This window comes from Streptomyces spinosus (assembly GCF_020400655.1).
GTDB classification, from domain to species: Bacteria; Actinomycetota; Actinomycetes; order Streptomycetales; family Streptomycetaceae; genus Streptomyces; species Streptomyces argyrophylli.
Map to the genome: position 1 here is coordinate 156345 of NZ_JAINRC010000021.1, position 11508 is coordinate 167852.

General features: G+C 74.7%; 10 protein-coding genes. All 10 read right to left on the bottom strand.

Annotated elements, in window-relative coordinates:
• Positions 1 to 50 precede the first annotated feature (50 nt).
• The 10 genes from LG395_RS33960 to LG395_RS34005 all read right to left on the bottom strand — a co-directional run bounded on the left by LG395_RS33960 (position 51) and on the right by LG395_RS34005 (position 10918).
• On the bottom strand, positions 51 to 437 hold the full coding sequence (locus tag LG395_RS33960) for a TIGR03618 family F420-dependent PPOX class oxidoreductase (protein ID WP_171159313.1): 387 nt from the start codon (positions 435 to 437) through the stop codon (positions 51 to 53).
• Positions 430 to 1482 (bottom strand): LLM class flavin-dependent oxidoreductase, encoded by a 1053-nt coding sequence (locus LG395_RS33965; RefSeq protein ID WP_225812472.1) that lies wholly within the window; start codon positions 1480 to 1482, stop codon positions 430 to 432. The genes LG395_RS33960 and LG395_RS33965 overlap by 8 nt, the downstream gene beginning before the upstream one ends.
• On the bottom strand, positions 1473 to 3389 hold the full coding sequence (locus tag LG395_RS33970) for a dipeptide ABC transporter ATP-binding protein (protein ID WP_171159311.1): 1917 nt from the start codon (positions 3387 to 3389) through the stop codon (positions 1473 to 1475). Before LG395_RS33970 ends, LG395_RS33965 begins: the two co-directional genes overlap by 10 nt.
• Positions 3386 to 4318 carry an ABC transporter permease gene (locus tag LG395_RS33975; protein WP_225812473.1) on the bottom strand — a complete coding sequence of 311 codons (933 nt, stop codon included), beginning with the start codon at positions 4316 to 4318 and terminating at the stop codon, positions 3386 to 3388. Before LG395_RS33975 ends, LG395_RS33970 begins: the two co-directional genes overlap by 4 nt.
• Positions 4315 to 5274 carry an ABC transporter permease gene (locus LG395_RS33980; RefSeq protein WP_171159309.1) on the bottom strand — a complete coding sequence of 320 codons (960 nt, stop codon included), beginning with the start codon at positions 5272 to 5274 and terminating at the stop codon, positions 4315 to 4317. The genes LG395_RS33975 and LG395_RS33980 overlap by 4 nt, the downstream gene beginning before the upstream one ends.
• A 49-nt stretch (positions 5275 to 5323) precedes the next feature.
• Positions 5324 to 6946, bottom strand: coding sequence for an ABC transporter substrate-binding protein (locus tag LG395_RS33985; RefSeq protein WP_225812474.1), 1623 nt, complete (start codon positions 6944 to 6946; stop codon positions 5324 to 5326).
• A gap of 273 nt (positions 6947 to 7219) precedes the next feature.
• Positions 7220 to 8140: an LLM class flavin-dependent oxidoreductase gene (locus tag LG395_RS33990; RefSeq protein ID WP_225812475.1), complete on the bottom strand. Its 921-nt coding sequence runs from the start codon at positions 8138 to 8140 to the stop codon at positions 7220 to 7222.
• 90 nt (positions 8141 to 8230) lie between these two features.
• Positions 8231 to 9253, bottom strand: coding sequence for a methyltransferase (locus tag LG395_RS33995; RefSeq protein ID WP_225812476.1), 1023 nt, complete (start codon positions 9251 to 9253; stop codon positions 8231 to 8233).
• Between the two features lie 255 nt (positions 9254 to 9508).
• Complete coding sequence (locus tag LG395_RS34000; RefSeq protein WP_225812477.1) at positions 9509 to 10012, bottom strand: nuclear transport factor 2 family protein; 504 nt, start codon at positions 10010 to 10012, stop codon at positions 9509 to 9511.
• A gap of 66 nt (positions 10013 to 10078) precedes the next feature.
• The gene (locus tag LG395_RS34005; protein ID WP_225812490.1) at positions 10079 to 10918 is read right to left on the bottom strand and encodes an alpha/beta hydrolase; all 840 of its coding nucleotides are present in this window, start codon (positions 10916 to 10918) and stop codon (positions 10079 to 10081) included.
• Between the last annotated feature and the right edge of the window lie 590 nt (positions 10919 to 11508).

Consider the following 11508-nt stretch of genomic DNA (forward strand, 5'->3'; position numbering starts at 1 on the left):
GGCGGAGCCGTCGGCGGGTGGGGCGCGGTGCGTGTCCGGGGCGGCCGGGGTCATTCCTTGCGGTGGACGCGGTCGGGTTCCAGCCGGAGCAGCACCCGTTCGCCCTCGGCCTGCCGCACCCGGTCGCTGCCCGTCCACTTGCCGAAGGTGGTGCGGGCCAGCCGCAGCGCGGCCTCGCCGGGTTCGATGTCCACCACCCGGGCCCGGACCTCGATGTACCGGCGGCTGTTCTCCGAGTCGAGCAGCAGGATGTTGACGCGGGGGTCGGCGAGCACGTTGCGGTACTTCTGCCGCGCGGTGTTGGTGCCGACGAGGATGTGCCGGCGGTCGGCGTGCGGCCACACGAGGCTCGTCTGCGGTCCGCCGTCCGGCATCAGCGTGGTGAAGACGCCGAGGGTCCGGGCCAGGGCGAGTTCACGGACGTCGTCGTCAAGCACCGGCCGCCACCCTGTCGTCCCGGCCCAGGGTGCGCACCTGGGGCAGTACCTCGGAGGCGACGAGTTCCGTCGCCGCCTGGACGTCGGCGTACGGCAGGCCGCCGACGTCGATGGCGAGCAGGTGCAGGTCGTGACCCCACAGCTCCTGCAACCGCCCGAGCCGGTCGACCACTTCGGCGGGGCTGCCGCAGATCGCGGGGCCGTCGGGGCCGACGTAGGTGTCGAAGTCCGGCGGGGCCGGGGGACCGACGTCGCCGGGTTTCCTCACCGTCAGATACGTCTCGATGTAGGGGGCCCAGCGGGCGCGGGCCTCCTGCGAGGTCTCGGCGACGAACACGTGGCTGGCGGCGCCCAGCCGGCCCGTGGGCCCGGTCCGCCGCTCCTTCCAGAGCGCGCGGTAGGAGTCGAACACCGGGACGAAGACGTCGGGGCGGCGCGCCGTCGTGCCGACCACCAGGGGCAGCCCGTGGTCGACGGCCAGCCCGACCGACTCCGAGCCCACTCCCCCGCTGATCCAGAACGGCGGCCGGGGCTGCAGGGGGCGCGGCTGTACCAGCACGTTGTCCAGGGGCGGACGGAACCGCCCCTGCCAGGTCACCCGCTCCTCGGTCCACAGCCGCAGCAGCAGTTCGGTGTTCTCGCGTTTGCGGGCCGCCTTGGACTCGGGTGCCTGGCCGAAGACGGCGTACGGCTCGGGGAAGAAGGAACCGCCGACGACCATCTCGAGACGCCCGTCGGACAGCAGGTCCAGCAGCGCGTAGTCCTCCGCGACGAGTACCGGGTCGCGGTTGGCGACCAGGGTGGTGCCGGTGGCCAGCCGGATGGTGGAGGTGTGTTCGGCGATCGCGGCCAGGACCAGCGCCGGGGAGGGGATGACGTCCCGCTCCCCGAAGTGGTGCTCTCCGAGGGTGTACCAGGAGAAGCCGAACCGCTCCGCCTCGGCCGCCGCCCGGACGACGTCCCGCAGCCGTTCCCGCTGGGTGAGGACGGTCCCGGTGACCGGGTCGGGCAGCAGGCTGCCGAAGGTGATGAGGCCTAGCTCCATGGGGTGTCCTCCGTGGGACGGTCGTGGCGGTGCGGGGTGCGGGCGGCGGCTTCCCCCGGCGTCTCCCCCGGCTCCTCCTCCGGGACGTCCGGGGTGTCCGGATCGTGCGGAGTGTGCGGGTTCCGCCGTCCGGGTACGGCGGCCAGCAGTTCGCGGGTGTAGGGGTGCCGGGGTGTGCGCAGGACCTGGTCGGTGGCGCCTTCCTCGACGACGTGTCCTGCGCGCAGGACCGCGACGCGGTCGCTGACCTGTCCGACGACGGCCAGGTCGTGGGAGATGAACAGATAGGCCATCCCGTGGCGTTCCTGGAGTCCGAGCAGGAGTTCCAGGATCCTCGCCTGCACGGTCACGTCGAGCGCGGAGACCGGTTCGTCGCAGACCAGCAGGTCCGGGCCGAGGGCGAGGGCGCGGGCGATGGCCACCCGCTGGCGCTGTCCGCCGGAGAGCTCCGCGGCCCTGCGCCGCAGTACGTCCGCCGGCAGCGCCACGTCGTCCAGCAGCCGCCGTACGGTCGCGGCGCGTTGCGCGCGGTCGCCGACGCGGTGGTTGCGCAGCGGCTCGGTGAGCAGTTCCTCGACGGTGAAGCGGGGGTTGAGGGAGGCGTACGGGTTCTGGTGGACGAGCTGGACGCGGCGGTGCAGGCGGCGCCGGGCCGCGCCGCGTACCGCGGTGACGTCGACGCCGTCCAGCTCCACGGTGCCTGCCTCGGGCCGTTCCAGGCCGAGCACCAGGCGGGCGGTGGTGGACTTGCCGGAGCCGGACTCCCCGACCAGGCCGAGGGTGCGGCCGCGCGGGATGTCGAAGCCGACTCCGTCGACGGCGAGGTGCCGGCGCCGGGGGCCGGGGCCGCGCAACGGGAAGGAGAGGGTGAGACCGCGCACCCGCAGCAGCACGCCGGGGTCCGGCGCGTCGCCGGACGGGCCGGCCGCGGACGCCGGGCCGGGTCCGGGGACCGGTGGTGCCGATCCGGACAGGGGGGCCGGCCGGGACCCGGGGGCCGGTCCCGGTGACGGCCGGGGCAGGGACGTCGCCTCGGCGGGTGGCGCCGGCGGGGTGGCCGGGCGGGCGCGGGGGGTGAGACGGGGGACGTCGGCGAGCAGCCGGCGCGTGTACGGGTGCCGTGGGTCGGCGAGCACCTCCCGGGTCGGTCCGGCCTCCACGACCCTCGCCCGGGACATCACCACGACGTGCTGGGCCCGGTCGGCCACCACACCCAGGTCGTGGGTGATCAGCAGCACGGCGGTACCGGTGTCCGCGGCGAGTGCCTCCAGGTGGTCGAGGATCTGCCGCTGCACCGTCACGTCCAGGGCGGAGGTCGGTTCGTCCGCGACGAGCAGCCGGGGCCGGGCCGCGGTCGCCATCGCGATCAGCACGCGCTGGCGCATGCCGCCGGACAGTTCGTGCGGGTACTGGCGGGACCGCCGGGCGGGGTCGGGCAGTCCCGCCGCGGCGAGGAGGTCGACGGCCCGTTGCGCGGCGCCCCGCCCGGTGGCCAGGTGATGGACGCGCAGCACTTCGGCGACCTGCCGGCCGACCGGCTTCACCGGGTCCAGCGACACGCCGGGGTCCTGGGGCACGAAGCCGATGCGCCGGCCGCGTACGTCCCGCCACGCCCGCTCGCTCAGCCCGGTCAGTTCCTCGCCCTCCAGGCGGACGGAACCGTGCTCCACCCGGCCTCCCGGGGGCAGCAGGCCGATCACGGCGTGCGCGGTGGTGCTCTTGCCGGAACCGGACTCGCCGACGACGGCCGTGATCCGGCCCGGCGCCGCCGTCAGGTCGAGGCCGTCGACGGCGGTCCGGGTCCCGGCCGCCGTACGGTAGCCGACCCGCAGGTCCGTGATCCGCAGCACCGGGGTGTCCTGCGACACGGCCTCGGGACGGGTCGTCCCGGCCGGTGCGGAGGTCATGGGCGTTCTCCTCGGGTCTCCAGGATCCTCGACAGCCGGTTCGCGGCGAGGACCACGGCGGTCACGACCAGGCTGGGCAGCGTCGTCAGCCACCACGCCGTGGCGAGGTAGTTGCGGCCGTCGGCGACCAGGGCGCCCCACTCCGGGGCGGGCGGCGGCTCCCCGTAGCCGAGGAAGCTGAGGCTGGCGATGGCCAGCACGACCAGCCCGAAGTCCAGCGCGGCGAGGGCCAGTACGGGGCCGACGGCGGCGGGCAGGACGTAGCGGAACAGCACGCGCCACCAGCGGGAGCCGAGCAGCATCGTGGCCTCGACATAGCCGGCCGTGCGCACCCGCAGCACCTCGGCCCGCATCACGCGGGCGAACGCGGCGACGCTCGTGACACCGACGGCGACGGCCACCTGGACGGTGCCGAAACCGATGGCGGCGACGATGGTCAGCGAGAGCAGGACCGGCGGCACCGAGAGCATCACCTCGACCAGCCGCATGATCACCGCGTCCGCCCACCGGCCGAAGGATCCGGCGGCCAGGCCCAGCAGGATGCCGACGACCAGGGCCACGGCGATGGCGACGACCGTCGCCCGCAGCGACAGGGACGCCCCGTGCACCACCCGGGCGTACACGTCCCGGCCGAGCTGGTCGGTGCCGAAGAGATGTGCGCCGCTCGGCGGCCGGAACCGCTCGGCCGGTGTCCCGGCGGTGGGGCTCTGGCCGGTGAACCACTCGGGGGCGACCGCCCAGCCCAGCACCAGCAGGAGCACCAGGACGGACAGGACCGCGCCGGGCGAGCGCGGCACGTGCCGGAGCGTGGCGCCGCGCACGCCCCGCAGGCGGCGGCCGGCCACGGCACCGAAACCGGACGACACCGGCGCGTCATCGGCCGGGGTCCGGTCGGCCACGGCGCCGGGGGCCGTACCGTGGCCGCTCATGACGTCACCAGCCGGCCGGTCGCCCTGATCCGCGGGTCCAGGACCGGGTACAGCAGGTCGACGCCGAGGTTCACCACGGCGAAGACGAACGACGCGAGGACGACCACCCCCTGGACGACGGGCAGGTCCTGGGTGGCGACGGCGGCCTGGGTGATCCGGCCCATGCCGGGCCGGGAGAAGACGGTCTCCACCACGACCGCACCGCCGATGAGGTAGCCCACCAGGAGGCCGACGACTGTCACCGCCGGGATGGCCGCGTTGCGCAGCCCGTGCCCGAGGAGCAGCCGGGCCCGGCCCGCGCCGGTGGCGCGGACCGTGTCGGCGTACGGCTCCCGCAGGACGGTGTGCAGGCTCTTGCCGAGCACCTGGGCCACCAGCGCCGCCCCCGGGATGGCCAGGGTGCAGGCGGGCAGGACGAGTCCGGCCACCCCGGTGCCGCCCAGCGACGGGAAGAGGTGCCATCTGACCGACAGCAGCTGGATCAGCAGCAGTCCGACCGCGAACGACGGCAGCGAGACGGCGAACGCGGGGAGGGAGCGCAGCAGTTGCCGTACCGCCGGGGAGACGGCGAGGTGGGCGGAGACCGCCAGCGCGGACCCGGCCGTCAACGCGAGCGCCAGGGCGGTGCCGCCGAGTGCCAGCGTGGACGGCAACGCGTCGGCGATCATGCGGGTGACGGGCTGCCCGGTCTGCAGCGACGCGCCGAGGTCACCGTGGAGGGCGTCCAGGAGAGCGTGGCCGTACTGCACCGGAAGCGGCCGGTCCAGGCCGAGTTCGGCCTTGGCCCGGGCGATGTCCCGCGGGCTGAGGGTGTCGAACCCGCCGCGTCCGCTCAGCATGAGCGCGACGGGGTCGCCCGGCAGCAGCCGCAGGGCGGCGAAGGCGAGGGTGAACGCCGCCCAGACGACGAACACCGCGCGCAGCACACGTCCCGCCAGGTACCGCGCGGGGGTCATGGCGCACCGCCCGGTCCGGTGCCGGCCTTGTGTGGGGCTCGCACCGGCATCACCCGAGCCACGCGTCGTGGAGGTTCAGCCGGGTCGACGCGTCCAGGGTCAGCCCGTGCACCTGGTCGGACACGCCGTGCACCAGGGAGCCCTCGTACAGCGGGACGGTGTCCGCGTGGTCGAGGATCCAGTCGGTGGCCCTGGTGACGGCCTCGCGGCGGGCCTTGTCGTCGGTCGCGGACGCCTGCTGCTCCAGGTAGGTGTCGAGCCGGCTCGCCGGCAGGTGCCAGAGGTTGGAGCCCTTGGAGTAGAAGATGTTGCGCAGCACGTCGGGGTCGGCCCGGGTCACGGCGACCGCGGTGATGTCGAACTGCCCCTTCTGCTGCTGCTCGACGTAGGCGGCGGGCTGGACGGCCTTGAGCCTGACCTCCACGCCCAGCTTGCGCAGCTGCTGCTGGACGTACTCGTCCACCGGCGGCATCGGGGCGGGGATCAGCCAGGTCAGGGTGAGCCGCTTGCCGTTCCTGGCCCGGATGCCGCCCTCGCCCTTCTTCCATCCCGCCTCGTCCAGCAACCGCGCGGCGCCGTCCGGGTCGTAGCCCAGCTTGTCGCTGTCGTCGGTGTAGTAGGGGGTGGTGGAGGCCAGGATGCTGGTGGCGGGTTTGTACGAGGAGTTGAAGACGGTGTCGACGAGCTGCTCGCGGTCGATGCCCACCAGCAGCGCCTTGCGCACCTTCTCGTCGGCGAGGGCGCCGACGTGGTTCAGGGAGAGCGGGGGCACCAGTCCGGGGGCGGGCTTGGACAGCAGGTGGAAGCCGTTGCCCTGGAACTGCGCCTGGTCGGTGGGCTGGACGCTCTTGGCGACCTGGACCTGTCCGGAGCTGAGGGCGCTGGTGCGGGCGCCCGCCTCGGAGACGAAGGTGAACTTCACCTCCTCGAGGTGGCCCGCGCCCCGGTTGTCGTCCAGCGAGGACGGCCAGGCGTAGTCCTTGCGCCGTTTGAGGACGACTTCCTGGTTGGCGGTGTAGTGGTCCAGTACGTACGGGCCGGAGCCGTGGAACTGGCCGCGGCAGCGCTGGGCGTTGGACTTCTCGAAGGTGGCCGGTGACAGGATGCCCAGACCGACGCCCGAGCTGGCTTGCAGGAACTGCGCGTTGGGCGCGTCGAACCGGACGGTGAAGGTGTGCGCGTCCCTGACGGTGGTGCCCTGGTAGCCGCGTAGGTAGGCGGGGGCGCCGTTGGCGGGCTGTTTGATCAGGTTGTCGAAGGTGAGCTTCACGGCCTTGGCGTCGACGGGCGCGCCGTCGCTGAAGGTGGCGCCGTCGCGCAGGACGAAGGTGAAGTCGCGGCCGTCGGTGCTCCGCTTCCAGGACTTGGCGAGCCACGGCACGATCCTGCCGGTCCTGGGGTCCTGGTCGGTGAGGGTGTCGACCATGGAGCGGGTGATGTCCACGGCGGCCAGTTGCCCGGTCTGCTGCGGGTCGAGGCAGGCGGGGTCGGCCTCCGCGCCGACCACCAGGGTGCCGCCGTCGCGCGGTGCGCCGGCCGCCCCGCCGGCCGAGGTGCCGGAGCCGTCCCCGGAACAGGCGGTGGCGGTGAGCGCCAGCGCGAGCAGCGCGAGTGCCGCCGGGCGGAGGGGCAGCCGGTCGAAGTGGCTCGGACCGGTTCGGCTTCTGGACATCCAAGGCCCTTTCTGGGACGTACTGACGTGCGGCGCACGCCTGCGGCGCCGCCCGGGTCGAGCGGTGCCGCGGCGCACGCGGTGCAGGGACTCGCATGTGGGGGGACTCGCGTGGGGCTGTCACATGGCGCTCACGCGGGGACGTCGAGGGAGTGACGTGGGGACTGACGTGGGGGCTGGTGCGGGCGGGACGGCGCGGTGGCCGCCCGAGGAGGGCGCGGCGGCCGGGGAGGCGGGTGATGCGGCGGGATGGACCGTCCGGTAAGGGGTGTGTCAGCCCCGTTCCTTGGCCACGGCTTCGCGTACGGCCGGGACGATCTCCTGCGTCCAGCGTTCCAGGCCCTTCGCGCGGGAGGGATCGCCCGCCGCGAAGAACACGAAACCGGAGGCCCCGTGCTCCAGCACCGCTTCGGTCAGTTCGTCGATCCACTGCTGGACGGAGCCGCCGGTCCACCGTCCGCTCTCGTCCCGTGGCGCGTCGACGGGCCGGTCGGTGATGCGGACCGGCAGGTTGAAGACGGTGGCGATGTCCGCCGGGTCACGGCCGGCGGCGACGGCGGCCTCCTCGACGATCCGCCGCGAGGCCTGGTAGCGGGGGCTGTGCCAGTCGGCCGCGTTGCCGGGTATCCAGCCGTCGGCCCGGCGGCCGGTGACGGCCAGCGACTTGGGCCCGACCGAGCCGGTCCACACCGGCGGAGCCGGCACGGGGGCCGGGTCGAGCGCCTCCACCCGGGTGAACTCGCCCTCGACGGTGACGGGCGCGCCGCCGCCGGACAGCGACCTGACCAGGCCGATGGCCTCCTCCAGGGCGCGCACGGCGGCGGCCGGTTCCAGCCGGGGCACACCGAACCTCACGATGTCGTCCCAGTAACCGCCGGCTCCGATGCCGAGGACGACACGGCCCTGGGCGAGCGCGGAGAGCGTGCTGAGCGTGCGCGCCAGCAGGGGTACCGGCCGGGTCGGCAGATTGGTGACGGTGACGACACCCGTGATGGCGCGGGTGCGGCCGAGGAGCAGTCCCAGGGCGGCGTACGCTTCCAGCCGGCTGCCGTAGTAGGGGTGGTCGGACACGGCGAAGAAGTCGAGTCCGGCGCGGTCGGCGTGCTCCACCCCGCGCACGATCTCGTCGGCCTCGGCGAGGGTCGAGCCGGGGCCGTATCCGAACCACAGTTTGCGTGCGAGCCGTTCTGGCATGGCTGGTGCGTACCTCTTTCGCTGGACGGGTCAGGGACGTGGTGCCGGGTCAGCGGCCGGGAGCGTGCGCCGGCCGCCGGTGCGCGTGTGCTACGCCGGTACGGCCTCCACCACGCTGCAGTGGCCGCCGGGGACGATCCGCGTCAGCCGCAGGCCCGACTTCTCCAGCAGGACCTCGAACTCGCCCGCGGTGCGCTGCTTCCCGCCGGCGACGAGCAGCATGTCGAGGTCCATCAGGGAGACCGTGGGGGTCGGACGGGGCCGTTCCAGCAGGACGGCCTCGACCAGCAGCACCCGGCCGTCGTCGCCGAGCGCGGTACGGCAGTTGCGCAGGATGCGCCGGGAGAGTTCGTCGTCCCAGTCGTGGATGATGTTGGACAGGACGTAGGCGTCGCCGCCGCCGGGCACCGTGTCGAAGAAGTCGCCGCCGACCAGCCGTACCCGGTCGCGCACTCCGGCGGCCCGCAGGGTGTCCTCGGCCTGGGACACGACCTCGGGCCGGTCGTAGAGGGTGCCGCTCACCCCCGGGTTGGCGTCGAGGACGGCGGCCAGGAGCGCGCCCCGGCCGCCGCCGACGTCGACCACGGTACGGAAGGCGCCGAAGTCGTAGGCCGCCACGACGGGGGCGATGATCCCCCGGGACGCCTCGGTCATGGCCTTGTCGAACACGGTGAGGATGTCGGGGTGCTCGCCGAGGTAGTCCCAGACCGACGTGCCGTGCACGTCGGGGAAGGCGGTGCGGCCGGTGCGCACGGCGTCGGCCAGCCCCGTCCAGGCGTGGCGTTCGGCGGGCAGCCCGGTCCAGATCGCGAAGTTGCGCAGGGAGCCGGGGCTGTCCTCGCGCAGCGCCTGCCCCAGCTCTGTCAGGGCGAAGGCCTGGTCGTCGAGCTCTTCGAGGAGGCCGGCGTCGGCAGCGGTCCGCAGCAGCCGGTGGAGGCTGGGCGCGTGCGTCCCGGTGGCGGCGGCCAGGTCGTGGACGGAGCGCGGGCCGTCGGCCAGCGCGTCGGCGACGCCCAGCTCGGCGACCGCGCTCACGGCCTGGGCGAGCCAGCCGCCGGCGAGCAGGTTCAGGATGCGGGCGGGTGCGGGGAGCCGGGAGGTGTCTGACGGCATGACGAACTTCCTCCTGAGTACCGGATGAGCGGACCGGGACGCACCCGACGGGTCCCACCTGAAGCCTCTTCGCTGCGGGTGGCCCGTTCAAGGCGGTCCTGTGTCAGGTTTTGGTGAACTCGCGTCAGGTTTTCGCAGAGCGGCCGGGCACGGCCGCGGTGGCGGCCGGCCGGGGTGGAGCGGCCGGGGTGGCGGCCGGTGGGGTCCCGGGTGAGGGGACCGCCGGCGGTGCCCCGGGGCGGTGGGGTGGAGCGGTCAGTGGCCGGCCCTGGTCAGCGGACCACTGCCCGCGTGCCAGACGAGGCCGAAGACGAAGCGGCGCAGCCGCCAGCCGTCCGGGGTGCGTACGGCCTCGGCCTCGTAGTGGCCGCCGATGTCGAAGTGCGCACCGGGTTCCGCGGCCCGTTCGACGTGGACGGCCGTGAGGTGGGCCCGGATGAGGGCGCGGTCACCGTCGATGTCGACGGCGTAGTTGGTTCCCTGGTGGTGGGTCCGCTCGAAGGTGGTGCGGGCCAGCTGCTGGAACCGGGCGAGTCCGGCGCTCCCCTGGTACTCGCCCATCGGGAAGACCAGGTGGGCGTCCTCGGTGAACACCGAGCCGAACCAGTCGTCGCGGTCCCGGTCGTGGTCGAGGTGGGCGAGGTAGCGGTCGGCCAGGGCGGTCAGTTCGGCGCGGTCGGTGAGCAGCCGCACCTGGCCGCGCAGCTCCCGCAGTTCCTCGGTCAGGGAGGTGGAGGCGGGGGCGGAGGTGGTGGACATGGCGTTCCCTTCCGGTGGGGCGGGCTCGGGTGTCTGCGGGCGGTACGACGGTGTGCGGTACGGCAGTCAGCGCGGTGCGGAACCGGTCACGCAGTCCTCCAGGAAGGCCAGGGCGCGCAGGTGGTAGGGGCGGGCCGCCCAGCCCAGGCTGATGTTGTGGCCCGCGGCCGGCTGCCGCTCCACCAGGACGCGGGGGGAGCCGGTGAACCGGGCCGCCAGGTCGGTCAGGTCCTGCGCGCCGTGCCGCCACCAGCGCTCGTGCTCGGCGAAGGTCAGCCGCACCGGGACTCTGACGAGCGGCGCGATCCGGTCGAAGTAGCGGGGCCAGTGCGGGAGTTCGGCCGCCTCCTGGGAGGGCACCGGCGCCGTCAGTGCCTCGCACGCCCTGAACGTGCCCGGGGGGTAGAGGCCGAGCGGCCCCCAGTACCGGGTCCATGCCGGGGCCCCGTGGTGCGCCCGCGCAGGGGTGAGCGGTACGGCGGGGCGGTGACCGCACCCGGAGACGTCCAGGCCGAGTACCCCGAGTCCGTCGGCGGCGGCCCGCAGGACGAGTTTTCCGCCGAAGGAGTGGCCGAGCAGAAACAGTCCCGCGCCGGCCGGGTGACGGGCCGTGAAGTCGTCGAGGGCCGCCCGCAGCAGTACGGACTGCGTGGCCAGCGGCAGCCCGGCGGGCAGCTGGGCCGCCGACCGGCCGTAACCGGGGCGGTCGACGGCGAGCACGGAGCAGCCGAGCCGGGCCCCGAGCGTCAGCAGGGACACGTCCGGATGGGCCTGCCCGTCGAAGTAGCCCGCGCGCAGACCGCCTCCGTGAACGGCGACGACGGTCGCCCGCGGCGCTCCGCGCGCGGGTTCGCTCAGCAGGGCGGACAGGACCGTGCCGGCCGCGTCCAGCTCGATGCGGCGCACGCCCTTGGACACGGGTGCCGGTGCCGTCGTCGCCCGGCCGGCGGCGACGGTCGCCCGGCTCACGCCGCTCCCCCGGCGGCGGCCGTCCCGGGGGCCGGTACGCCGCCCCCGGGTCTGCCCGGCCACGGCCGGACGGATCGGCCGGCCGGGCGGGGCCCGGGCGTGCCGGTCCGGTCGCCCCCGGCGGCGGCGAGCCGCCCGGCGCCTTCGCCGCCGCCCGCGTCGGCCGCGCCGATGTTCCCGGCCCAGGGCACCAGCCCGCCGGGCAGGGCCGGGAGCACGGGGCCGCGGCCGGAGCCGCCGCCCGACGCCGTGTGCCCCGTGCCGACCGGCCGCTCCCGTCCGGTGCCCCCGCCCGGAACGGGGCGCGGGGCACCTCCGGCGGGCCGGTCGCCGCTCCGGACGGCACGCGTGCCCGCGCTCGCGCCCCGCGGGGAACGCGTCCCCTCGCCCGCGCGCCGAACGGCCGGCGTGACCTCGTCGGCACGCCCGCCGGAGCCGGGGCCCGCGCCGGCAGGCCGTCCCCCGCCCTGGACGGAACGTCCGCCCCCGTCAGCGGGCCGGTAGGGCCGCGTCTCCTCATCGGCACA